Annotated in this window: 17 protein-coding genes and 2 pseudogenes; 13 read left to right on the forward strand and 6 right to left on the reverse strand. The window is 70.9% G+C overall.

Annotated features, from left to right (window positions below):
* The 9 genes and pseudogenes from ACLF5H_RS02440 to ACLF5H_RS02480 form a co-directional block, all read left to right on the forward strand.
* Positions 1-1,460, forward strand: a pseudogene (locus tag ACLF5H_RS02440) (hypothetical protein); the annotation flags it as partial.
* Positions 1,461-1,469: 9 nt separating this feature from the next.
* Positions 1,470-1,883, forward strand: coding sequence for a roadblock/LC7 domain-containing protein (locus ACLF5H_RS02445; RefSeq protein ID WP_037654657.1), 414 nt, complete (start codon positions 1,470-1,472; stop codon positions 1,881-1,883).
* Between the two features lie 111 nt (positions 1,884-1,994).
* Positions 1,995-2,393, forward strand: coding sequence for a DUF742 domain-containing protein (locus tag ACLF5H_RS02450; protein ID WP_037654659.1), 399 nt, complete (start codon positions 1,995-1,997; stop codon positions 2,391-2,393).
* A complete protein-coding gene (locus tag ACLF5H_RS02455; RefSeq protein WP_085566720.1) occupies positions 2,374-2,949 on the forward strand; it encodes a GTP-binding protein in 576 nt (191 codons plus the stop codon). Before ACLF5H_RS02450 ends, ACLF5H_RS02455 begins: the two co-directional genes overlap by 20 nt.
* Positions 2,950-3,330: 381 nt before the next feature.
* Entirely contained in the window at positions 3,331-6,585 is a 3,255-nt protein-coding gene (locus ACLF5H_RS02460; protein ID WP_421674431.1) for a nitrate- and nitrite sensing domain-containing protein, read from the forward strand.
* A gap of 10 nt (positions 6,586-6,595) precedes the next feature.
* Positions 6,596-7,009 carry a roadblock/LC7 domain-containing protein gene (locus ACLF5H_RS02465; protein WP_030948713.1) on the forward strand — a complete coding sequence of 138 codons (414 nt, stop codon included), beginning with the start codon at positions 6,596-6,598 and terminating at the stop codon, positions 7,007-7,009.
* A 94-nt stretch (positions 7,010-7,103) separates the two neighbouring features.
* Complete coding sequence (locus ACLF5H_RS02470; protein ID WP_421674432.1) at positions 7,104-7,706, forward strand: DUF742 domain-containing protein; 603 nt, start codon at positions 7,104-7,106, stop codon at positions 7,704-7,706.
* Positions 7,687-8,277, forward strand: a complete 591-nt coding sequence (locus tag ACLF5H_RS02475) for a GTP-binding protein (protein WP_085566719.1) — start codon at positions 7,687-7,689, stop codon at positions 8,275-8,277. The genes ACLF5H_RS02470 and ACLF5H_RS02475 overlap by 20 nt, the downstream gene beginning before the upstream one ends.
* A gap of 101 nt (positions 8,278-8,378) precedes the next feature.
* Positions 8,379-8,687 carry a hypothetical protein gene (locus ACLF5H_RS02480; RefSeq protein WP_421674433.1) on the forward strand — a complete coding sequence of 103 codons (309 nt, stop codon included), beginning with the start codon at positions 8,379-8,381 and terminating at the stop codon, positions 8,685-8,687.
* A gap of 65 nt (positions 8,688-8,752) precedes the next feature.
* Here ACLF5H_RS02480 and ACLF5H_RS02485 read toward each other — a convergent pair whose 3' ends face one another.
* Positions 8,753-8,944, reverse strand: a complete 192-nt coding sequence (locus ACLF5H_RS02485) for an acyl-CoA carboxylase subunit epsilon (RefSeq protein WP_145485630.1) — start codon at positions 8,942-8,944, stop codon at positions 8,753-8,755.
* Between the two features lie 35 nt (positions 8,945-8,979).
* Positions 8,980-10,575, reverse strand: a complete 1,596-nt coding sequence (locus ACLF5H_RS02490) for an acyl-CoA carboxylase subunit beta (RefSeq protein ID WP_421674434.1) — start codon at positions 10,573-10,575, stop codon at positions 8,980-8,982.
* Between the two features lie 401 nt (positions 10,576-10,976).
* Between ACLF5H_RS02490 and ACLF5H_RS02495 the strand changes: the two genes are divergently transcribed.
* Both ACLF5H_RS02495 and ACLF5H_RS02500 read left to right on the forward strand, forming a co-directional pair.
* On the forward strand, positions 10,977-11,579 hold the full coding sequence (locus tag ACLF5H_RS02495) for a YceI family protein (protein WP_421674435.1): 603 nt from the start codon (positions 10,977-10,979) through the stop codon (positions 11,577-11,579).
* A 379-nt stretch (positions 11,580-11,958) separates the two neighbouring features.
* A complete protein-coding gene (locus ACLF5H_RS02500) occupies positions 11,959-12,402 on the forward strand; it encodes a MarR family winged helix-turn-helix transcriptional regulator (protein WP_421674436.1) in 444 nt (147 codons plus the stop codon).
* 39 nt (positions 12,403-12,441) lie between these two features.
* On the opposite strand, the pseudogene ACLF5H_RS02505 reads toward ACLF5H_RS02500, so the two are convergent.
* Both ACLF5H_RS02505 and ACLF5H_RS02510 read right to left on the reverse strand, forming a co-directional pair.
* Positions 12,442-13,820 (reverse strand): annotated as a pseudogene (locus ACLF5H_RS02505) (hypothetical protein).
* A 51-nt stretch (positions 13,821-13,871) separates the two neighbouring features.
* The gene (locus ACLF5H_RS02510) at positions 13,872-16,892 is read right to left on the reverse strand and encodes a glycoside hydrolase family 3 protein (protein ID WP_421674437.1); all 3,021 of its coding nucleotides are present in this window, start codon (positions 16,890-16,892) and stop codon (positions 13,872-13,874) included.
* Positions 16,893-17,039: 147 nt separating this feature from the next.
* On the opposite strand from ACLF5H_RS02510, the gene ACLF5H_RS02515 reads away from it, so the two are divergent.
* Both ACLF5H_RS02515 and ACLF5H_RS02520 read left to right on the forward strand, forming a co-directional pair.
* Positions 17,040-18,905: a ricin-type beta-trefoil lectin domain protein gene (locus tag ACLF5H_RS02515; RefSeq protein ID WP_421674438.1), complete on the forward strand. Its 1,866-nt coding sequence runs from the start codon at positions 17,040-17,042 to the stop codon at positions 18,903-18,905.
* Positions 18,906-18,968: 63 nt separating this feature from the next.
* Entirely contained in the window at positions 18,969-19,571 is a 603-nt protein-coding gene (locus ACLF5H_RS02520; RefSeq protein ID WP_421674439.1) for a GOLPH3/VPS74 family protein, read from the forward strand.
* 598 nt (positions 19,572-20,169) lie between these two features.
* Here the strand turns inward: ACLF5H_RS02520 and cimA are convergent.
* A complete protein-coding gene (gene cimA / locus ACLF5H_RS02525) occupies positions 20,170-21,777 on the reverse strand; it encodes a citramalate synthase (RefSeq protein ID WP_421674440.1) in 1,608 nt (535 codons plus the stop codon).
* 286 nt (positions 21,778-22,063) lie between these two features.
* Positions 22,064-23,374, reverse strand: a complete 1,311-nt coding sequence (locus tag ACLF5H_RS02530; protein ID WP_421674441.1) for an MFS transporter — start codon at positions 23,372-23,374, stop codon at positions 22,064-22,066.
* Positions 23,375-23,407: the final 33 nt, after the last annotated feature.

Consider the following 23,407-nt stretch of genomic DNA (forward strand, 5'->3'; position numbering starts at 1 on the left):
ACCAGGGCCGCCAGCCCCAGCTGCCGCCGCGCGGTGGCCCGCGGGCCGAGCTGCCCGGCGGCGACTCCCGGCGCGGCCAGGACTGGAACGACGGCCGGGCCTCCCTCGACACCCCGCGCGGGCATGACGAGCAGGACCCCTCGGGGACCGCGCAGATGCCGGTGATCGACGACCGGCAGGGTCCGGGCTCGACCGCCCAGATGCCGCGGATCGATCCGCACGGTCCCGTCCCCACGGGCGACTTCGGCCGTCCCGAACTGCCCGGCTCCCAGGGTGCGGACCAGTACGGCCGTCCGGAACTCCCGCAGCAGACCGGCCAGTTCGCCCGGCCGGACAGCACGGGCCAGTACCAGCGCCCGGACGCCGGACAGCACACCGGACAGTTCCAGCGGCCCGAATCCCCGCAGGACACCGGCCAGTTCGCGCGGCCCGACAGCACGGGCCAGTACCAGCGGCCGGACGCCGGACAGCACACCGGACAGTTCCAGCGGCCGGACGCCGCGCAGCACACCGGTCAGTTCCCGCAGGTGGACGCCCCCCAGCACACCGGGCAGTTCCCGCAGGTCGACCCGGGCCGGCACACCGGTCAGCACACGGGCCAGTTCCCGGGGGCCGAACTGCCGCAGCAGACCGGGCAGTTCCAGCACCCGGACGCCGCCCAGCAGACCGGCCAGTTCCAGCGGCCGGACGCGGCGCAGCAGCAGGGGCCGTACGACGCCCAGGGCGGGCAGCAGGACACCGGCTCGTACGTGCGCTCGGACGTCTTCGGCACCCCGGCCCGGCCGGACGAGCCCGCCCAGGACACCGGCGGGTACGCGACCCCGGGTGCCTACGACAACAGCGGCACCGGACAGCACGCGCTGCCCGGCCGTACCGACCCGGCGCACACCGGGCAGTTCGAGCGCCCGCAGCCGCCCGCCCGTGACGACTTCGGCGCCCCGCGCCCGCCGGCCCCGCAGCAGATCCCGGCCCACCAGGAGCGCCCGGTGCGCGAGCCGGAGGCGCTGCCGCCGGCCAGCGGTCCCGGCGACGGCCGTACCCCGCTGTTCGACACGCTGGAGACCAACTGGTTCCACGGCACGGCCGGTCAGCAGCAGGGCCCCCAGCCGGGGGCGCCCGCCGAGCAGCAGCCACAGCCCGCGCAGCGCGACGCGGCCGCCGCCGGTGGCTCGTGGCGTGCCTCGCCCAACGACGAACTCGTGCGGCAGGCGGAGCGGGTGCGCCAGCCCGCGGCGGGCGGTATCACCACGTCCGGTCTGCCGCGCCGGGTGCCCAGGGCGAACCTCGTGCCGGGCACGGCTCAGCAGCAACAGCACCAAACAGGTCCGCAGGTCTCCCGTGCGCCCGACGACGTACGCGGCCGGCTGACCAATCTCCGTCGGGGCATCGCCCAGGGTCGTCAGGCCGGTACCGGCCAGACGGGCAGCTACCCGAGCCCCACTCACCAGCAGGAGCGTTAGTTGAGTCCGATGAGCCAGGCGGCACAGAACCTGAACTGGTTGATCACCAACTTCGTGGACAACACCCCCGGGGTGTCCCACACGGTGGTGGTCTCCGCCGACGGCCTGCTGCTGGCGATGTCCGAGGGCTTCCCGCGGGACCGCGCCGACCAGCTGGCGGCCGTCGCCTCCGGTCTGACCTCGCTGACGGCCGGTGCCTCCCGGATCTTCGAGGGCGGCACCGTGGCCCAGACGGTCGTGGAGATGGAGCGGGGGTTCCTCTTCCTGATGTCGATCTCGGACGGTTCTTCCCTCGCGGTACTGGCCCACCCGGAGTGCGACATCGGCCTGGTGGGCTACGAGATGGCGCTGCTCGTCGACCGCGCGGGGGCGGTCCTCACCCCGGACCTGCGCGCCGAACTACAGGGCAGTCTGCTCCACTGACCGGCCCCGGCACCACACACCTCACCAAAACACCGTCCGGCCGCCACAAACCCCCCACCGGCCCCGTCAGACGGCTTGACTGACCGACTTGCTGTCCCGCCCGGAGGATCCATGACCCCGCCCACCGCCCATCACGATCCGTACGCGGAACCGTACGGGGACGAGGGCGACCAGCCGCTGGTGCGGCCTTACGCCATGACCGGCGGCCGGACCCGGCCGCGTTACCAGCTCGCCATCGAGGCGCTGATCAGCACCACGGCCGACCCCGCCGCGCTCATGGGGCTGCTTCCCGAGCACCAGCGGATCTGCCACCTGTGCCGTGAGGTCAAGTCGGTGGCCGAGGTCTCCGCGCTGCTGAACATGCCACTGGGAGTGGCCCGGATCCTGGTCGCCGACCTGGCCGAGGCCGGCCTGGTCGCCATTCACCAGCCGGGCGGGGACGAGAACAACGGCGGCGCTCCGGACGTGACGCTGCTCGAAAGGGTGCTCAGTGGACTTCGCAAGCTCTGACGCGGGACGGGCCACCACCTCGGCGAAGATCGTGGTGGCGGGCGGCTTCGGCGTGGGCAAGACCACGTTCGTCGGCGCCGTCTCGGAGATCAACCCGCTGCGCACAGAGGCCGTGATGACCTCGGCCTCGGCCGGCATCGACGACCTCACGCACACCGGGGACAAGACCACCACCACGGTGGCCATGGACTTCGGCCGTATCACCCTGGACCAGGACCTCATCCTGTACCTGTTCGGTACGCCGGGTCAGGACCGCTTCTGGTTCATGTGGGACGACCTGGTGCGCGGCGCGATCGGCGCCGTCGTCCTCGTCGACACCCGCAGGCTCGCCGACTGCTTCCCGGCCGTCGACTACTTCGAGAACAGCGGCCTGCCCTTCGTCATCGCCCTCAACGGCTTCGACGGTCACCAGCCGTACACGCCGGACGAGGTGCGCGAGGCACTCCAGATCGGGCCCGACACCCCGATCATCACCACCGACGCCCGGCACCGCGCCGACGCGAAGAGCGCGCTGATCACGCTGGTCGAGCACGCGCTGATGGCGCGACTGCGCTGACACTCAAGTGCGTCACCCCGTACGGCAGTTGCCGTACGGGGGCCGCGCGGGGCCGACTGTGGCATTTGACACGGTCGGCCGCGGTGTTCATAACAGTTCGGCAGAGGAATCGCCCGAGTCCACCACGCGACGCGGTCACCCGATGCCGCTGCGCGCACAATTGCCCCGCCTTTTGGCGGGGCTCGCTCTTTATGACCGTTTTATCTCTCGCTTACAGCCGAACCGGCACAGGGTTTCCACTGTTTGGAAGTGCGCTGGTCCACGTGCTGGAATGCCTGAACTGCCCCATGGTCCCTGACGTACTGCGTCCTCGTCGGCCGAGCGGGCTCTGAGAGACTGCGGCACGACGTAGGTGCCGACCGCCGAGAGGTTGTTGGTCGAGTGAGGCGAAGCAAGAACGGTCCCGAGCCGTCGGCGCGGGGCAACTTCACCCCGCCGCCGCGCGCCGCGGCACCCGCCCCGGTGTCGGGTGCGGAGCCGACGGACACTCCCGCGCCGAGCGGTGGCCGCTTCTCCCCGCGCAACTGGCGGGTGCCCACCAGACTGAACGCGATCCTGCTCATACCCGCGGCCGTCGGCCTGGTCATGGGCGGCTTCCAGGTGAACAGCTCGATCGACACCTGGCAGCAGGCCCGGGACGCCGAGAACACCGCCCGGCTGGTGCGCGCGGCCCTCGTCTACGCGGACGCCGTGGAGAACGAGCGCGACAGCACCGCCGAGCCGCTCCTGCTGAACAAGAAGGACAGCAAGAGCAAGGCGACGATCGAGAACGCGCGCAAGGCCACCGACGAGGCCGCCGCCGGTTTCACCGAGGCGACGAAGAGCATGCCGCACACGCCCGGTCTCGAGCGTCGGCTGAAGCTGTTCCGCAAGGCCGAGCCCGAGATCCAGGTCCTGCGCAAGACCGCCTACACCTCCAAGCTCACCGGCGTGCAGACGGAGGAGGCGTACGTCGAGGTCGCCCACCCCCTGATGGAGTTCGCCAACGAGCTCGGTCTGGGCACCGGCAACATCACCTCCTACGGCCGTACCGTCTACGCCATGTCGCTGACCAAGGCGGCGCTGTCGCTGGAGCGGTCCATCGGCACGCATCTGCTGGTCAAGCCGGGTCCGGACGCGCCGAACCTCTCCACCCAGCGGGTCTCCCTGGCCTCGTACGCCTACCTTGAGCGCATCGCGATCGAGGAGTACCAGGGCGGTGGCACGGCGCAGGACTCGCAGGTGCTGGCCGACGCGCAGAAGAAGGTCCAGGCGGACGCCAGGGCCGAGGCCGCGCAGGCCAAGCAGGACGACCCGAACTACGTGCCGCCGCCGAGCAACCCGAACAGCATGGTCTCGGCGCTGGCCACCATGAAGGACACCAGCCCGGCCACCCGGGACGCGCTCGCCGCGAACGGGGTCAGCGCCCAGAACTGGTACGCGGTCAACACGCTCAAGTACAAGGCGTACCGCACGATCGAGTCGGACATGGCCGACAAGGCCGTGAACGAGGCGTCCGGCATCGCCGACGACGCCCGTACCTCCGCGATCATCACCGGCACCATCGTGGTCATCGCCCTGCTGCTCGCCTTCCTCCTGGCGGGCGCGGTCGCCCGGCAGATGAGCCGCTCGATGCGCCAGCTGCGCAACGCGGCCTTCGGCATCGCCGAGCAGCGCCTGCCGATGCTGGTCGACCAGCTCTCGCGCACCGACCCCGGCCGGGTCGACACCCGGGTCGCGCCGATCCCGATCCACACCAAGGACGAGATCGGCGAGGTCGCCCGCGCCTTCGACCAGGTGCACCGCGAGGCGATCCGGCTCGCCTCCGAGCAGGCCCTGCTGCGGGGCAACATCAACGCGATCTTCACCAACCTGTCGCAGCGCAACCAGTCGCTGATCGAGGGCCAGTTGACCCTGATCACCGACCTGGAGAACAACGAGGCCGACCCGGACCAGCTGGAGAACCTCTTCAAGCTGGACCACCTGGCCACCCGTATGCGCCGCAACGGCGAGAACCTCCTGGTCCTCGCGGGCGAGGAGCCCGGCCGCCGCTGGGACCAGCCGGTCCCGCTGGTCGACGTGCTGCGCGCCGCCTCCTCCGAGGTGGAGCAGTACGAGCGCATCGAGCTGTCCGGTGTCCCGGACGCCGAGATCCACGGCCGCGCCGTCACCGACCTCGTGCACCTGCTGGCCGAGCTGCTGGAGAACGCCACCACGTTCTCCTCGCCGCAGACCAAGGTCAAGGTCACCGCGACCCGGCTGCCCGACGGCCGGGTCATGGTCGAGATCCACGACAAGGGCATCGGCCTGACCGCCGAGGACTTCGCGGACATCAACCACAAGCTGGCCAACCCGCCGACCGTGGACGCGGCGATCTCCCAGCGCATGGGCCTGTTCGTGGTCGGCCGGCTGTCCGACCGGCACGGCATCCGGGTCCAGCTGCGCCCCTCGGGCGAGCAGGCCGGCACCACCTCGCTGGTCATGCTGCCGGACGCGATCACGCACGGCGGTGGCGGCGACACCTCGCTGGAGCGCGAGGAGTTCACGGTCTCGCAGATCATCCCGGAGCAGCAGTTCCAGGCGCAGCGCCCGGAGGTGGCGCAGCCGCTGCGCACGGCCGCCGAACTCGGCTTCGACGACAGCCAGTACACCGAGGTCCCCGACGACATCCGCGACCTGGACCCGGTCGGCCGCTCGCTGCTCCGCGAGGGGCGCCGCGCCGCTCTGGAGGCGCAGACCCACGGCCAGCCGCAGCCGGCCGAGCCGCGCCAGGACACCGGCGAGACCTACGCCGAACCGCTGTTCGAGCAGCAGAGCACCGGATATCCCGAGCAGCCGCAGCAGCCGTACGAGGAGACTCCGTACCAGGAGGCCGGGTACCAGGAGCAGGCGTACCAGGAGGCCGGGTACCAGGAGCCGTACACGGAGACGCCGTCCGCGTCCTACGAGCGGTCGTACGACGGGCAGTACTACCCCCAGAACGGTGAACTGCCGGGCTCGGAGGGCTACTCGGCGAACGGCGGCTACCCGCAGAACGGCTATGCGGAGCCCGCCTACCAGGGCGACTGGCAGCAGCAGGGCGCCTACCAGAACGGCTACCCGGCCCATTACGCTCCGGAAACGGAATCCGCGCCGGCCGACGCGAGTGAGCAGAACCGCGTAGGCTTCGACAGTCCCCAGGCGGTCGCTCCCGCCGCGCACGAGCTGACCGACGCCGGACTGCCCCGCCGGGGATCCGTCCCGAACGGCTTCGACGGCGCGGCCCCCGCGCAGCAGGAGACGACGGCTGCCGCACCGGGCAACACCGGTGACGGCGAACGGCGTTCGGCGAACGACGGCGACGGAGACGACGACTGGCGTTCGGCGAACGACGAGCGCTGGCAGCAGGCTTCCCAGCTGCGCAAGCCCAAGGCAGGCGGGGTCACCGCCTCCGGGCTGCCGCGGCGGGTGCCCAAGGCCAACCTGGTCGAGGGCAGCGCCGAAACCACCCCCCAGGGAGGCCCCCAGGTCTCCCGCGCCCCGGAGGACGTCCGGGGCAGGCTGAGCAACCTGCGCCGGGGCGTCCAGCGCGGACGCAGCGCAGGCAGTGAAACGAACGGCCAGACCACTGGGAATCATCACAGTGGTTCTGACAGCACCTACAACCAGGAGCGTTAGTGTGAGCCCGATGAGCCAGGCGGCACAGAACCTGAACTGGTTGATCACCAACTTCGTGGACAACACCCCGGGGGTGTCCCACACGGTGGTGGTCTCCGCCGACGGACTCCTTCTGGCGATGTCCGAAGGCTTCCCCCGTGACCGCGCCGACCAGCTCGCCGCCGTCGCCTCCGGTCTGACCTCGCTGACCGCCGGTGCCTCGCGCATCTTCGAGGGCGGCAGCGTCAACCAGACGGTTGTGGAGATGGAGCGGGGATTCCTCTTCCTCATGTCCATCTCGGACGGATCGTCCCTCGCGGTCCTGGCCCACCCGGAAGCGGACATCGGCCTCATCGGGTACGAGATGGCCCTGCTGGTGGACCGCGCGGGCACGGTCCTCACCCCGGATCTCCGCGCGGAGCTCCAGGGCAGCCTTCTCAACTAGTAATCGGACGGTGCGTATTCGCGTCCCGGGGCCTTAAGGTTTCGGGACGCGGCTCCACACGGATGGGTGCCCGACGCAGTCGGAGGAGGAGAAAGTGGCAACACCCCCAGGAGGTTCGCCCTCGGGCAATTGGTCGTACGGCCCTGCCCAGGGCCACGGCGACGGCTCGGCGAACCCTTACGACTTCCCCTCCGCACCGCACCACCGGCAGCCCTACGCCCCGCAGGGCCCCGGCCCCTCGCCGTACGACCGGCCCCAGGGTCCCGGCCCTTCGCCGTACGACCAGCCGCCTGCCCCGCGCATCCAGCCGGTCCAGCCGCAGCGCCGTCCCGAGCCGGCGCCCGCGGCCGCGGCGAACAACCCCTTGGTGCGTCCGTACGCCATGACCGGCGGCCGGACCCGCCCGCGCTACCAGCTCGCCATCGAGGCGCTGGTGCACACCACCGCTGCTCCGCACCAGATGCAGGGCCAACTGCCCGAGCATCAGCGGATCTGCAATCTCTGCCGGGAGATCAAGTCGGTGGCCGAGGTCTCGGCCCTGCTGACGATCCCCCTCGGCGTGGCCAGGATCCTCGTCGCCGACTTGGCGGAGGCGGGCCTGGTCGCCATCCATCAGCCCGGCGGCGACGAGAACGCCGGTGGCCAGCCAGACGTGACACTGCTCGAAAGGGTGCTCAGTGGACTTCGCAAGCTCTAGCGGAGGGCCGGTTTCTCAGAGTCGCTCCACCACCTCCGCGAAGATCGTGGTGGCGGGCGGCTTCGGCGTGGGCAAGACCACGTTCGTCGGCGCCGTCTCGGAGATCAACCCGCTGCGCACAGAGGCCGTGATGACGTCCGCTTCGGCCGGCATCGACGACCTCACCCACACCGGAGACAAGACCACCACCACGGTGGCCATGGACTTCGGCCGCATCACCCTGGACCAGGACCTCATCCTGTACCTGTTCGGTACGCCGGGTCAGGACCGCTTCTGGTTCATGTGGGACGACCTCGTCCGCGGCGCGATCGGCGCCGTCGTCCTCGTCGACACCCGCAGGCTCGCCGACTGCTTCCCGGCCGTCGACTACTTCGAGAACAGCGGCCTGCCCTTCGTCATCGCCCTCAACGGCTTCGACGGCAACCAGCCGTACAACCCGGACGAGGTGCGCGAGGCACTCCAGATCGGGCCCGACACCCCGATCATCACCACCGACGCCCGGCACCGCGCCGACGCGAAGTCGACGCTCATCACGCTCGTGGAGCACGCGCTGATGGCGCGCCTGCGATAGCGACCGCTGATCTGTACGTCGTGAGGGGCGGCGACCCGACCGGTTGCCGCCCCTCACGCACGCGCCGGGTGCCTGTGGGAGTCGATCGAGAAAGCCGGCCTATGAGTACGACGTTCACCATGCCCACCTCGCCCGAGACCCTGGAACTCCTCGACTCGATCGCGGACGAGATGGTTTCGGAGTTCGGCATCACGCGTGCCGAGGCCGTCGCCCGCGTCAATGCGCACTGGCACGGCCAGGACCTGTCCGACGAGGACTGTCTCGTCCCGCATGAGGAGGAGCGGTTCTGGGCGTTCGTGATCTATTACGGCAGGAACGTGCCGGACTGGAGTCCGGAGGCGGATCGCAGTGGCTGGGTTCCCACGGAGCCGCCGGCCGCCGGTTCGGAGTACTGGACCGTGCCGGGCTGAGACGCGACGAGAGCCGCCGACCTCAACGGGGTCGGCGGCTCTCGGTGTTCACGGGCCCGACGGAGTCAGTGCCAGCTGTGCGGGGCGCGGAAGCCCGGTTCGCGCTCCAGGCGGCGCCAGCCTGCCTTGGGGTGCGGGCGGTGGTGGGTCGGCTCGGCGGGGCGGGCGGCGGCGCGGGCGAGCAGGACGGCCGTGATGGCGGCGACCTCCTCGGGGTCGGCGTGGCCCTTCTCGACGCGGATGTCGGCAGTGCTCATGGGTGTCAGTCTCCGTAAGAGAGATGTCCGCTCGGTTACTGCGGGGGGTTGCCGTGCTTGCGGGAGGGGAGGTCGGCGTGCTTGGTCTGGAGCATCGCCAGCGACTTCACCAGCACCTCGCGGGTCTCGGCCGGGTCGATGACGTCGTCGACCAGGCCGCGCTCGGCGGCGTAATAGGGGTGCATCAGCTCGGACTTGTACTCCTTGACCATGCGGGCCCGCATGGCCTCGGGGTCCTCGGCCTCGGCGATCTGGCGGCGGAAGATGACGTTGGCCGCGCCCTCCGCACCCATCACGGCGATCTCGTTGGTGGGCCAGGCGTAGGTGAGGTCGGCGCCGATCGACTGGGAGTCCATGACGATGTAGGCACCTCCGTACGCCTTGCGCAGGATCAGCGAGATGCGCGGCACGGTGGCGTTGCAGTAGGCGTAGAGGAGCTTCGCGCCGTGCCGGATGATTCCGCCGTGCTCCTGGTCGACGCCGGGGAGGAACCCGGGGACGTCCAGGAAGGTCACGATCGGAACATTGAAAGCGTCACACATCTGGACAAAGCGCGCAGCTTTTTCACTCGCCTCGATGTCCAGGACGCCCGCGAGGACCTGCGGCTGGTTGGCGACGATGCCGACCACCTGGCCGTCGATGCGGGCGAGGGCGCAGATGATGTTGCGCGCCCAGCGCTCGTGGACCTCCAGGTACTCGCCGTCGTCGACGATCTCCTCGATGACCTTGGTCATGTCGTACGGCCGGTTGCCGTCGGCCGGGACCAGGTCGAGCAGGACGTCGGAGCGGCGGTCGGCCGGGTCGGAGCACTCCGTGCGCGGCGGGTTCTCGCGGTTGTTCTGCGGCAGCAGCGACAGCAGGTAGCGCACCTCGGCGATGCACGTCTCCTCGTCGTCGTACGCGAAGTGGCAGACGCCCGACGTCTCGGCGTGCACGTCCGCGCCGCCCAGGCCGTTCTGGGTGATCTCCTCGCCGGTGACCGCCTTGACCACGTCCGGACCGGTGATGAACATCTGGGACGTCTCACGGACCATGAAGACGAAGTCCGTCAGGGCGGGGCTGTACGCCGCGCCGCCCGCGCACGGGCCGAGCATCACGCTGATCTGCGGGATGACGCCCGAGGCCTTCGTGTTGCGCTGGAAGATGCCGCCGTACCCGGCGAGCGCGCTGACGCCCTCCTGGATGCGGGCGCCCGCGCCGTCGTTCAGGGAGACCAGGGGCGCGCCGGCCGCGATGGCCATGTCCATGATCTTGTGGATCTTGGTGGCGTGGGCCTCGCCCAGCGCGCCGCCGAAGATGCGGAAGTCATGGGCGTAGACGAAGACCGTACGGCCCTCGACCGTGCCCCAGCCGGTGATGACACCGTCGGTGTACGGCTTCTTGGCCTCCAGACCGAAGCCGCTCGCGCGGTGCCGGCGCAGCTGCTCGACCTCCTGGAAGGAACCCGGATCCAGGAGCAGCTCGATCCGCTCCCGCGCCGTCAGCTTGCCCTTGGCGTGCTGCGCCTTGGTCGCCTTCTCGCTGGGGCCGGCCACGGCCTGCGCACGGATGTCGTGCAGTTCGGCGACCCGTCCGCGCGCGTCCGTCGGCTCGCCCGTCGGCTCACCCGTCGTCTCTTCCAAAACGGTCATGTAGCGACCTTACGAAGGACACCAAGGAAAGCGAGCCGTCGACTCCGTACAGTCTCACGCCCGTTTTCCTGGTGCGAGTGAACAGAACCCGGGCGAAGTGCAGCCGTTCCGACTGCTCAGAGGCGGCTTGCGTTGTGGGAACACCACAAGGGCGACACCGGGGAACCGTCCCGCATTCGTGGGAACGGGCATGCCATCCCTGGAGTGACACGACCCCTCGGACGGCCCTGGACCGGGGTCCTGCCCCGCACGGTATGCGCATCTTTCGGCGAACGCGCATAGTGACTTTGAGTCATTGACACGCCACGCTGCGGATGATGTTGAAAACCGAACGGAATAGGTCTACCGTCTGAGTCGTTGGGTTCGTTGAACGTTAAACAGAATGGCTCCAGGAGGACGTCATGGGCATCTTCGGCCGCAAGGACAGCACGACCACCACCCCCGCGGGGATCGCCGGTCCCGATCTGGCCGCGCTGACCGGCGACTACACGATCGACCCCGCGCACACCACGATCGAGTTCGTGGCCCGCCACGCGATGGTCACCAATGTGCGCGGCGGCTTCCAGGACTTCAGCGGCAGCCTCCACCTGGACGGTCAGGATCCGGCCAAGTCCACGGCCACCCTCGACATCACGATGGCGAGCATCGACACCGGCAACGCCGACCGCGACGGCCACCTGAAATCGGCCGACTTCTTCAAGATCGACGAGTTCCCGACCATGACCTTCCGCTCCACCAGGGCGGAGTCGCTGGGCGGCGAGGACTACCGCATCACCGGCGATCTCTCGCTGCTCGGTGTCACCAGGCCGATCACCATCGACCTGGAGTTCAACGGCGTCGCCAAGGACCCGTTCGGCAACGAGCGCGCCGGCTTCGAGGGCAAGGCCGAGCTGCTGCGCTCCGAGTGGGGCCTGACCTGGAACGCCGCGTTGGAGACGGGCGGTGTGCTGATCTCCGACAAGATCAAGCTCAACTTCGACGTCTCGGCGATCAAGAACGCGTGAGACGGGGCCAGAAGGTGTAGTCGAGCGGGCGCGATCACAGGGCCCCGGCGAGGACGTCGGACAGCGCCGTCACCGCCGGTGCCCGGCGGGCACGCAGGCCGCCGCGCCGGTCGCGAGGGGGTGCCCCCGCGTGGGCGCGGGGGCACCGGCGGACTCCCTTGCGTGGTCGCGCGGCGGAGCCTCGGGAAACCGGGGGCTCGGAGCCGGTCGGCCCAGCGGTCCCGCGTGAGGGGCGGGGAGGCCGGGGGTGGACTGGTCGTGCACGGGCCGTCGGGGTCGCGGTGGCTTCATAAGCGTTGCGTATCAGTCTCTGGCGTGCTGTCCGAGAACAGAGCCTGTCAGTCGGGTCTTTGATAAGCGGCTGCGTACGATATCGCGCATGGATGATCATCTCTCCGACGCCGCTGCCCTCCGTCGTGCCGTCGCCCGGATCAACCGGCGGCTGCGGCAGGAGCGCGGGGAGGGCGGCCTGAGTCCCAATCAGCTCGCGGTGCTGGGACATCTGCACGCGCACGGCCCGGCCACGCCGGGGCGGATCGCGGCGCGGGAGCGGCAGCGGCCGCAGTCGCTGACGCGGGTGTTCGCGGAGCTGGAGGCGGAGGGGCTGATCGCCCGGCAGTCGGACGCGGACGACCGTCGGCAGTCCGTGCTGACCCTCACCGAACCGGGACGCCGGGCGCTGGAGCGGGACATGGCCGAGCGGGACATCTGGCTCGCCGCGGCCCTGAGCACGCTCGGCGAGACGGAGCGGGGCGTGCTGACGCTGGCCGCGGCGCTGCTGGAGCGGGTGGGGTCGATGGAGATACCGGGCACGGAGGTCTGACCACCCACGCGTGCGCGAAAGCCCCCGCACGGGTACGGCTCAGTCCCCGAACCCGCCCCCGAAGCCGCCCCCGTCCGACCCGCCGAAACCCCCGCCGTCGCCGAACCCGCCGCCGAAGTCACCGGGGTCGAAGTCGGTGCCGGAGACATCGCCGCCCTGGAAGCCGGTACCGCCGAAGTCGCCGTACCCGGCGCCGTAGTCGGCCGCGTACGAGGGCGTGGACATCATGCCGCCGAGCACGGTGCCGAAGAGCAGGCCGGGGAGGATGCCGCCGCCGAAGTAGCCGCCGGCCCAGGGGCCGTAGGCGGGGCCCGCGTCCCAGTAGGGGCGGCGGCCGTACTCGCTGTCGACCTCGCGGATCACCGGATCGCGGCCGTCGGCGAGGCGGGTGGCGTCGGCGGCGCAGACCGGGACCTCGCGCGGGGCGCCGCCGGGCGGGGTCCAGGCGGCGTCGGCGACCGAGGGGCCGTGGCGGGGGTCGAAGAAGCAGGGCGGGCGGCGCTCGGGCAGCGGGCGTCTTCCGCTCGCTCGGGCAGCGGGCGGCCCGCACGGCGCGCGGCCAGCCGGGCGAGCGAGAAGCGGCCGTCCTCCAGCGCCTCGGTGACCGGCCGGACGTCCTGCGGCCTGCCCGCCTCGGCCATCCGCCGCTTCGCGCTCTCGTAGGCGTCCAGGGCGTGCTCGTAGTCCCCGCGCATCGCGTCGTCCGCGCCGGGTTCGGCCGGGTGGAAGTCGAGGCGGTCGAGTTCCTCGCCGAACGCGGTGATGTCCTCGTCCACCACCACCCGCAGCCGCTCCAGGGCGGCCCGCTGCTCCCGCTCGCGCCGTCGTCGGCCCCGCCGTACCAGCGTGTACGCGCCCGCGGCGCCCGCCACCAGCACCGCGGCGACCGCGATCAGGCCCGCGCCGGAACCGGCCCCGCTGCCCGCGGCGTGCCAGCTGCGGGGCGCGCGCCCGCCCATGTTGGCCAGCGCGCGATCGGTGAAGTCGGTGAGCTGCGCCTTGGTGCTCTCGCCGTGGACGCTGGTCACCAGGTTCTGCCGGGCGGTCGGCGACATCACGGAGGCGTCGGCGCGGGCGTCGAAGCGGTCGCCGAGCCGGATGCCGTACAGACCGGTGATGCCGGTGGCGGCGCGCAGGTCGGGGAAGAGGTTCGCGGTGGGGTAGCCGGCCGGGAGGACGGCGATGAACAGCGGCTTGTTCGCGTCCTTGATCCGTTTCGCCAGCGCGTCGGCGTCCGCGCGGGACAGCTGGCCGGAGGCGGCCGGGTCGACGTAGACCGGGCCGGAGCGCAGGGCGCGGGCGATGGTGGAGATGCCGGTGTCCGCGCTCGCCCCGGGGGCGAGTCCGGTCGCCAGGACCAGGGCGAGCACGGCGAGCAGCAGGGCGGGGAGGCTTCGGGTCCGCGCGACGGCCTTCATGTCTCGACGCTACCCGAAGCCTCCCTTAAGGGGTGATTCAGGGCGGACCGGTCAGGCCGCCCGGTACGCCTGCGCCAGCTTCGCCAGCGCCTGCCCGTAGTGGCCGGTCAGCAGCAGATGGTCCGCGTCCGCGAAGGGCTTCGCCACGGCCGCCGTCATCCGCTGCCCCACCTTCTGCTGGACCAGCAGCCGGGCCTGGTCGACGAGGTTCCGGCCGGTCGTCCGGTCCCCGCGCCGCTCCGCCGTCGCCGCCCGCGCGGCCAGCGACGTCCATGTGCCCGCGCCGCCGTGCGGAACGGTGGTGCGGGTGGTCAGGCCCCACCCGTAGGGGAACTGGGGGTCGTACGAGGCGTCGCCCACGTTGATCGGCAGCTGGGACTCGGACTTCGGCCAGGTGACCGGGAGCTGTCCGGTGAAGGGGCGGGCGCCGTAGAGGACGTCGGCGACGCCCTCGCCCTCGGTGCCGGGCAGCCAGGAGGCCACCAGGGAGTCGATCTCGCCGAGCCGGTCGCCGATCAGCTGGGGCCGCCCGGAGACGATCAGCACCACGCACTTCATCGCCCCGCACACCTTGTCCACCGCAGCCTGGTCGGCCGCCGACAGGGACAGCGAGTGGCCGTTGCCGACATCGCCGACGCCCTCGGCGTAGGGGGTCTCGCCGACGACGACCACGCCGACGTCGTACCCGGCGGTCGGGGCGGAGGCGTCCTTGGAGTAGGTGACGTCGCCGCCCGCCTGCCGCATGCCCTGGAGGATGGTGGTGCCGGGGACCGTGCCGCCCGAGGCGCCCTGCCAGGTGAGGGTCCAGCCGCCGGTCTGGTTGCCGATGTCGTCGGCGTTGGACCCGGCGACGTACACCTTCTCGCTCTTCTTCAGCGGCAGCAGCCCGCCGTTGTTCTTCAGCAGCACCTGCGACTCGGCGGCCGCCCGGCGGGCGACCGCGCGGTGGGCCGGGGAGCCGATGGCGGCGGCGCCGCTGGTGTCGGCGTACGGGTGCTCGAACAGGCCCAGTTCGAACTTCTGGGTGAGGATGCGGGAGACGGCGTCGTCGATCCGCGCCTCGGAGACCCGGCCCGCCTTCACCTCGTCCATGAGCGTGGAGCTGAAGTCCTTGTAGGTGTACGGCACCATCATCATGTCGACGCCCGCGTTCACGGCCGTGCGGACCTGGTTCGGGTAGTCGCCGGGGAGCTGGTCGATGGCGTTCCAGTCGCTGATGACGAACCCGTCGAAGCCCAGCCTGCCCTTCAGTTCACCGTTGATCATGTCGCCGCGGGCGTGCATCTTGACCGCGCCCTTGCCGTCGCCAGTGATGTCGAGGGAGGAGTACGAGGGCATCACGGTGCCGATCCCCCGCCGCACCGCGGACTTGTACGGCGCGAGGTGGATGTCCTCCAGCTGCTGCCGGGTGACGGTGGTGACGCCCTGGTCGATGGTGTAGCTGCCGGTGGTGGAGGAGCCGTAGGCGGTGCCGCCGTCCCCGACGAAGTGCTTGGCGGTGGCGAGGACCTTGTCGTCACGGCTCAAGTCGGCGCCGTCCGCCCGGCCTTGGAGGCCCTGGATCATGGTCTCCATGGACTCCACGAGCGCGGGGTCCTCGCCGAAGGACTCGTAGGAGCGGCCCCAGCGTTCGTCGCGGCTGACGCAGAGGCAGGGTGCGAAGTCCCAGGGGACGCCGGTCGCGCGCACCTCGGCGGCGGTCACCGCGCCGGTCCGTTCGGCGAGTTGGGGGTCCCTGGTGGCGCCGATGCCGATGTTGTGCGGCATGACGGTCGCGCCGTAGAGGTTGTTGTGGCCGTGCACCGCGTCCACGCCGTAGATCAGCGGGATCTGGAACCGCGTTGCCTGGGCCTGGAGTTGGAAGCCGTCGATCATCCGCGCCCAGCCCTCGGCGGTGTTGGGCGTGGGCGTGGAGCCGCCGCCGGACAGCAGTGAGCCGAGGTCGTACGAGGCGATGTCGCCCGGAGTGGTCAGGCCCGCGCGTTCGGCCTGGGTCATCTGCCCGGCCTTCTCCGCGAGCGACATCCGGGACAGCAGATCGGCGACCCGCTTCTTCACCGGCAACTTGGCGTTCAGATACGGCAGTCCATGGGCGTCGATGACGACCTGCGGGGTATCGGCGGGGGCCTTGGCGCCGTCGACGGTGAGCTTGAGGGGGATGGTCTCGGCGGACTCGGCGGCCTTGTCCTTGCGGGTGGGCACCTCGATGGTGCGCGCGGTGCCGGACGGCGTGCCCGCCGGGAAGGTGAGGGTGCCGGAGACCGGGGTGTAGTCCTGGCCCGCGGTGGCGGTGCCGCCGCCGGTGGCGTAGGTGACGGTCACCGGGTCGTCCACCGGCTTCGCTCCCGTGGTGGCGAGGGTGACCCGCACCTTGGCGGTACCGCCCTCGGTCACCGGGTAGACGGAGGCGTCGGTGGCGACGGAGGCGCCCAGCGCCTGGTCGGCCTTGCCGTACAACTCCACGTCGTCCATGGCGAATTCGCCCTTGAGGCCGACGGGCAGGGTGACGGCGTAGCCCCACATCCGGGTGAGCCCGAGGACGTGGTCGATGCCGCCGACCGGCTGGTAGTCGGTGCGGTAGGTGAAGTCGCCGAACGGGATCTGGATCTGCTTCCAGCCGTTGAAGTCGTCGGTGAAGGACGTCGTCCACAGCTCGGACGCCTCGCCGTTCGCGCCGCCGTCCTTGATCTCGAAGGCGATCTTCTTGCCGTTGTCGTGCCCCTCCCACCAGAAGCGGATGCCCTGGTGGGCCGACCAGTCGTGGGCCGGCTGGTCGGCGGCGAAGTCATGGGTGAAGCCGCCGTAGCCGCTGATGTCGTAGCTGCCGGTGAGCACCTTGGCGCCCTCGGGGGCGTCGGCGCGGTCGGCGAGGCTCAGCGTGGGCGGGTCGTCGCTGTCGCCGCCCCAGGTGAAGATGCCGTCGGCGGGCTGGGACGCGAAGGGCACCTCGCCCTCGAAGCGGTCGACGGGCACCTGCGGCGGATCGTCGGCGGCGTGCGCCGCGGCGGACAGGGGCAGCAGGGCGGCGAGCAGTGCCCCGGGGACGAGCAGGGCGGTTCTTGGCCTTGGCATGGACCTTCCCTCGGCTCTCATGGTTCACTCATGGCTTAGCTCACGGCGTGAGTTAACTGACGCCTCCCCAACTCGTCAAGACCGGGCGTCAGTCGCAGTGCCCCGCTCGTCATCGCTCTGTCGACCCGAGAGAAAGGGCGACGCACCATGAGGAGATCCCCCCGCGCACTCCGGCTGCTGCTGGCCGGGCTGCTCTCCGCCGCCGGGTTCACCGCGGCCGCATCCCCCGCGCACGCCACCGGTGAACAGATCACCGCGTGGCTCACCACCACCGACGACTCCGGCGGCCGCCATGTCGTACGCGGCCTCGAGGCGCAGGCGCCGTTCGCCTTCCAGTCCGGGACGGGCGGTGGCGGCACCAGCATCACCGTGGACGAGAACACCCGGTACCAGACCTTCACCGGCGCCGGCGCCTCGTTCACCGACACCGCTGCCTGGCTGCTCAACAGCAGCGGCGCCCTGTCCCAGGCGACCCGGGACGCGACGATGCGCAAGCTGTTCTCGCCGACCGACGGCATCGGGCTGTCCTTCCTGCGCAACCCGATGGGCGCCTCGGACCTCGCCCGCTACGGCTACACGTACGACGACATGCCGTCCGGACAGAGCGACCCGGACCTGAACCAGTTCTCCCTCGCGCACGACCTCGCGGACGTCGCGCCGCTCACCAGGCAGGCGCTCCAGCTGAACCCCCAGCTGACCGTGATGGCCTCGCCGTGGACGGCCCCGGCCTGGATGAAGGACAGCGGCTCGCTCAACGGGGGCTGGCTGAAGGCGGAGGACTACGGCGCGTACGCCGCGTACTTCGTCAAGTACCTCCAGGCGTACCGGGATCAGGGGATCGACGTCTCGTACGTGACCCCGCAGAACGAGCCGACCTGCTGCTCCGGCTACCCGTCGATGAGCTGGAACGCGAGCGGCCTCGCCTACTTCCTCAAGAACGACCTGCTGCCGCGGCTCCAGGCGGCGGGCCTGAGCACCAAGGTCCTGGCGCACGACTGGAACTGGGACAGCTACGACTCCTACGCCGCGCAGTCCGTGGACGATCCGGCGATCCGCGACCACCCCAACTTCGGCGGCATCGCCTGGCACGGCTACGGCGGCGATGTCTCCGAGCAGTCGACGATCCACGCCAAGTACCCCGCGCTGGACGCCTTCGGCACCGAGCACTCCGGGGGCACCTGGATCGCCGACCAGCAGCACGAGGACATGTCGAACATCATCGACTACACCCGCAACTGGGCGAAGTCGGTGACCAAGTGGTCGCTGGCCGTGGACCAGAACATGGGCCCGCACAACGGGGGTTGCGGCACCTGCACCGGCCTGGTCACCGTGCACGACGGGGACAGCGGGAGCGGCAGCGTGGACTACACCGTCGAGTACTACGACATGGGCCAGCTGACCAAGTTCGTACGGCCCGGCGCCCAGCGGATCGCCTCCACCGCGTCCACCACCGTGCCCAACGTGGCCTGGCGCAACCCGGACGGCAGCAAGGCGCTGATCGCCTACAACGGCTCCGCCTCCGCCCAGTCCGTCACCATCAACTGGGGCTCGCAGCACGCCACTTACTCGCTGCCCGGCAAGACGTCGGCGACCTTCACCTGGTCCGGCACCCAGTCCGGCACCGGCGCCGCGAGCGGTGCCCTCGTCGGCCTGGCCGGCAAGTGCCTGGACGTGGCCGGCGCGTCGAGCGCCAACGGTACGGCCGTACAGCTCTACGGCTGCAACGGCAGCGCCGCCCAGCAGTGGACCGTGCAGCCCGACGGCTCCGTGCGGGCGCTCGGCAAGTGCCTGGACGTCACCTCGGGCTCGACGGCCGACGGGGCGAAGGTGCAGCTCTACGACTGCAACGGGACCGGCGCCCAGCAGTGGTCGTACGACGCGAGCACCCATGACGTGGTGAACCTCGCCGCGAACAAGTGCCTGGACGTCACCGACAACTCCTCGGCCGACGGGGCACGCGCGCAGATCTGGTCCTGCACGGGCGCCGCCAACCAGAAATGGCAACTTCGGTGACGAGCGATCCAGGGTCGGCCGGGGCACGATGAGGGAGTCCGCCCCGGCGACCTGGAGTCCCTCATGACCACACCGCAGGATCTGTTCCTCGTCAGCGTGGACGTCCCCGGCGCGCGCGCCGTCGAGCAGGGCGATCTGTCGCTGGCCCTCGCGGGGGCCGAGCTGATCGATCTGCTCGGGGCGCGGGCGCTCACCCTGGACGGGGAGCGCATCGTGCCGGGGGCGGCGCTGAGCACGGGTGACCGGATGCTGGACGAGGCGGGCGCGGCGCTGGTGCGCGCGGAGCCGTACGAGAGCGTCGAGGACTGGCTGTGGCGCCGGGGCCGCGGGCTCGCCGGGGCCTACCAGGACGAGCTGGACCGCGCCGGTCAGCTCACCGGGAAACCCCGGCGCCTGCTGCCCCGGCTCGGCGGCGACGCCCCCCGGCCCGACACCCCGGCCCGCCGCCGCGCGGCCGACCGCTGGTGGTCCAACGAACCGGTCCTGACCGCCCTCGCCGTCCCCCTGGGCATCGGCGAGGACCGCACGGACGGCAACGAGAACGCCGACGACGCGGTCCTCACCGTCCTGGCCACCGTCGGCGACGCGATCACCGAACTGACCGCGGTCCGCGAACGCCGCCGCATCGAGAACGCCGCTTTCGACAACATCTGGCGGGCACCTTGAGGGTGGGACCGGCCGGAAACGCCTGAGACTGGGGCCACCCGGAGGGCCGTGGCGGCAGGGGCCGGGGAGGAATCCCCGACCCCGCCGGGCGGACGGTCCGGGACCCGCCGAGGCCAGACACCCCGCCCTCCTCAGACACGCCACCCGAAACCCAGCCAGGACAGGCGGCCCGAACTCCGCCGGGGAGGCGGAACCCGGGCCCTGCCAGGGAATCCGGAGGCGGACCCCGTCAGGGAACCAGGAGCCGGGCCCGGCTGGGCGGCGCAACCCGGGCCCCGTCAGGGAATCCGGAGCCAGACCCTGGCGGGAGCCGAAAGCGGGACCCCGGACCCCGGCAGAAAGCCAGGAGCCAGACCCTGGCGGGGAGCCGAGAGCCGGACACCAGACCCTGGCGGGAGCCGAAAGCCGGACCCCGGACCCCGGCAGAAAGCCAGGAGCCGGGCCCCGCCGGGAAGCCGAGAGCCGAGAGCCGGGAACCGGGCCCCGGCAGGGAAGGCGGTACCGGGTTCTTCGAGCTAGGCGGGCCGGGACCCCTCAAGGTGGGGCGCCCCCGTCCTCGTGCCCCCCTGCGGAGCGTTCCCGTGCCCCCCGTGGAGCGTTACGCCGGTTCCACGCCCGCGCGCAGCAGGCCGTACGTGTACGCGTCCTCCAGGGCCTGCCAGGACGCGGCGATGACGTTGTCCGCGACGCCCACCGTGGACCACTCGCCGGTGGTGTCGGAGGTGGAGATGAGGACGCGGGTGGTGCTGGAGGTGCCGTGGCGGCCTTCCAGGATGCGGACGCGGTAGTCGACCAGTTCGAGGGCGGCGAGCTGGGGGTAGATCTTCTCCAGGGCGACCCGCAGGGCCCGGTCGAGGGCGTTGACCGGGCCGTTCCCCTCGGCGGTGGCCACGATGCGCTCGCTCTTGGCCCACAGCTTGACCGTGGCCTCGTTGGCGTGGCTGCCGTCGGGGCGGTCCTCGGCGATCGCCCGCCAGGACTCGACGTCGAAGTACTTCAGCGCCTTGCCCTCGACCTCACCGCGCAGCAGCAGCTCGAAGGAGGCGTCGGCGGCCTCGTACGTGTAGCCCTTGAGCTCGCGTTCCTTGACCCGGGCCACCACCCGCCCGATCAGCTCGCGGTCGCCGCCGAGGTCGACGCCGAGTTCCTTGCCCTTGAGCTCGACGGAGGCACGGCCCGCCATGTCGGAGACCAGCATCCGCATGGTGTTGCCGACCTGCGCGGGATCGATGTGCTGGTACAGGTCCGGGTCGACCTTGATCGCGGAGGCGTGCAGCCCGGCCTTGTGCGCGAACGCGGAGACGCCCACGTACGGCTGATGGGTGGAGGGCGTGAGGTTGACGACCTCGGCGATGGCGTGCGAGATCCGGGTCATCTCGCGCAGCCGGCCCTCCGGCAGCACCTGCTTGCCGTACTTCAGCTCCAGCGCGGCGACCACCGGGAACAGGTTCGCGTTGCCGACCCGCTCGCCGTAGCCGTTGGCCGTGCACTGCACATGCGTGGCGCCGCCGTCGACCGCGGCCAGCGTGTTGGCGACCGCGCAGCCGGTGTCGTCCTGGGCGTGGATGCCGAGCCGGGCGCCGGTGTCGGCGAGCACGGTGGCGACGACGACGTGCACCTGGGCGGGCAGCATGCCGCCGTTCGTGTCACACAGCACCACCACATCGGCGCCGGCCTCGGACGCGGCGCGTACGACGGCCTTGGCGTACTCGGGGTTCGCGCGGTAGCCGTCGAAGAAGTGCTCGCAGTCCACGAACACCCGGCGGCCCTGCTCGCACAGGTAGGAGACGGTGTCGCGGACCATCTCCAGGTTCTCGTCCAGCGTGGTGCGCAGCGCCATCTCCACATGCCGGTCGTGCGCCTTGGCCACCAGCGTGATCACCGGGGCGCCGGACTCCAGCAGCGCCCTGACCTGCGGGTCGTCGGCCGCCTTGGCACCGGCGCGGCGGGTGGCGCCGAAGGCGACCAGCCGGGCGGTGCGAAATTCGATCTCGTTCTTGGCGCGGGCGAAGAACTCGGTGTCGCGGGGGTTGGCGCCGGGCCAGCCGCCCTCGATGAAGCCGACGCCGAAGTCGTCCAGGTGCCGGGCGATGGCGAGCTTGTCCGCGACGGTGAGGTTGATGCCCTCGCGCTGCGCGCCGTCGCGCAGCGTGGTGTCGAAGACGTGGAACGAGTCGTCGAGCTCGCTGGTTGCCGTCTCGGTCATGGTCTCAAGGCTCCTGTTGTGGATCTTCGGTCTTACCGGAATGACCGGCTCCACCGTCCCCCCAATACTCCCCCGCGCTCGCTTCACGGCTGAAGGTGGGCCGTAAAACGAAAAAACCCCTCGCGGATGCGAGAGGTCTGCGCGCGGGTCGAGGACGAACGGTGGCCACCCGCACCTGGTCGTACGAGATGGTCACTGCGGACCGGCGCGCCTGCTGCCAATAATCGTGGCGAACGTAAGCACGGGGGAAGTCTGGCACAGCACCGCCCCCGGCTCACCGTCCGTCTCAGGATGCGGTCGTCACACTGGACTCCCCCACTCCACTGGCCCCCCGCGTCCCGGCCAGATCCAGGTCCTTCGTCTCCCGCATGGTGACGTACACGATGAGCGATACGGCCGCGCATCCCGCCACATACCAGAAGAATCCGGACTCGATCCCGGCCTTCTTGAACCACAGCGCGATGTATTCGGCGGTGCCGCCGAAGAGGGCGTTGGCGAGGGCGTACGGGAGGGCGACGCCCAAGGAGCGGACACTTGTGGGGAACAGCTCGGCCTTCACACAGGCGTTGATCGAGGTGTAGCCGGTGACGATCACCAGGGCGAGCAGGGAGAGGCCGAGCGCGGGCCAGTAGCCGCCGGTGTGCCCCAGCAGGGTCATGATCGGCACGGTCAGGACGGTGGAGCCGACCGCGAAGGTGATCAGCAGCGGCCGCCGCCCGATCCGGTCGGAAAGGGCCCCGGCGAGCGGTTGCAGCCCGGCGAAGACGATCAGCGCGGTGAAGGAGACGAGGGTCGCGGTGTCCTTGGACAGGCCCGCCGAGTTGGAGAGGTACTTGGTCAGATAGGTGGTGTACGTGTAGTACGCGACCGTGCCGCCCATGGTCAGCGCGATGACGAGGAACGCCTCGCGCCGGTATTGCCACAGGGCGCGCAGGGTGCCGCGCTCCTCCGCGGCCGTGGCGTCCTCGTCGTAGACCTCGCTCTCCGGCATGTTGCGGCGCAGATAGAAGACGACGGCCGCGCCGAGGGCGCCGACGACGAAGGGGATGCGCCAGCCGTAGCTGTGCAGGGCGGAGTCGGACAGGGTGCGCTGGAGGATGATCTGGAGGCCGAGGCCGATGATCTGGCCGACGGTCATGGACACGTACTGGAAGCTGGAGGCGAAGCCGCGCCTCCCCGGGTCGGTGGCCTCGGTGAGATAGGTGGCGCCGGCCGCGTACTCGCCGCCCACCGACAGCCCCTGGAGCAGCCGGGCGACGAGCAGCACGAGGGCGCCGCCGTACCCGGCGACCGCGTACGTGGGCGCGACGGCGATCAGCACCGCCGAGGCTGACATCAGCGTGACGGTCAGCGTCAGCGCCGCCTTGCGGCCCCGGCGGTCGCCGACCCGCCCCAGCAGCCAGCCGCCCACGGGCCGCATGAAGAACCCGACGGCGAAGATCCCGGCGGTGTTCATCAGCTGCGCGGTGGGGTTCCCGCTCGGGAAGAACGCCCCGGCGAAATAAGTGGCGAAACTGGCGTACACGAACCAGTCGAACCACTCGACCATGTTCCCCGCCGACCCGACCCAGATCTTCTTCCAGTGCTGGATTCCCATGGGCCGTTACCTGCCCGGCGGTTGAGCGAACGA

Source organism: Streptomyces sp. LaBMicrA B280, from assembly GCF_049222185.1.
In the GTDB taxonomy this organism is placed as follows: domain Bacteria; phylum Actinomycetota; class Actinomycetes; order Streptomycetales; family Streptomycetaceae; genus Streptomyces; species Streptomyces murinus.

Excerpts from the sequence above, each read along its gene's own strand:
- ACLF5H_RS02445 (WP_037654657.1), top strand. The coding sequence starts at position 1,470 with ATGAGCCAGGCGGCACAGAACCTGAACTGGTTGATCACCAACTTCGTG.
- ACLF5H_RS02450 (WP_037654659.1), top strand. The coding sequence starts at position 1,995 with ATGACCCCGCCCACCGCCCATCACGATCCGTACGCGGAACCGTACGGG.
- ACLF5H_RS02465 (WP_030948713.1), top strand. The coding sequence starts at position 6,596 with ATGAGCCAGGCGGCACAGAACCTGAACTGGTTGATCACCAACTTCGTG.
- ACLF5H_RS02480 (WP_421674433.1), top strand. The coding sequence starts at position 8,379 with ATGAGTACGACGTTCACCATGCCCACCTCGCCCGAGACCCTGGAACTC.
- ACLF5H_RS02485 (WP_145485630.1), bottom strand. The coding sequence starts at position 8,944 with ATGAGCACTGCCGACATCCGCGTCGAGAAGGGCCACGCCGACCCCGAG.
- ACLF5H_RS02490 (WP_421674434.1), bottom strand. The coding sequence starts at position 10,575 with ATGACCGTTTTGGAAGAGACGACGGGTGAGCCGACGGGCGAGCCGACG.
- ACLF5H_RS02495 (WP_421674435.1), top strand. The coding sequence starts at position 10,977 with ATGGGCATCTTCGGCCGCAAGGACAGCACGACCACCACCCCCGCGGGG.
- ACLF5H_RS02500 (WP_421674436.1), top strand. The coding sequence starts at position 11,959 with ATGGATGATCATCTCTCCGACGCCGCTGCCCTCCGTCGTGCCGTCGCC.
- ACLF5H_RS02510 (WP_421674437.1), bottom strand. The coding sequence starts at position 16,892 with ATGCCAAGGCCAAGAACCGCCCTGCTCGTCCCCGGGGCACTGCTCGCC.
- ACLF5H_RS02515 (WP_421674438.1), top strand. The coding sequence starts at position 17,040 with ATGAGGAGATCCCCCCGCGCACTCCGGCTGCTGCTGGCCGGGCTGCTC.
- ACLF5H_RS02520 (WP_421674439.1), top strand. The coding sequence starts at position 18,969 with ATGACCACACCGCAGGATCTGTTCCTCGTCAGCGTGGACGTCCCCGGC.
- cimA (WP_421674440.1), bottom strand. The coding sequence starts at position 21,777 with ATGACCGAGACGGCAACCAGCGAGCTCGACGACTCGTTCCACGTCTTC.
- ACLF5H_RS02530 (WP_421674441.1), bottom strand. The coding sequence starts at position 23,374 with ATGGGAATCCAGCACTGGAAGAAGATCTGGGTCGGGTCGGCGGGGAAC.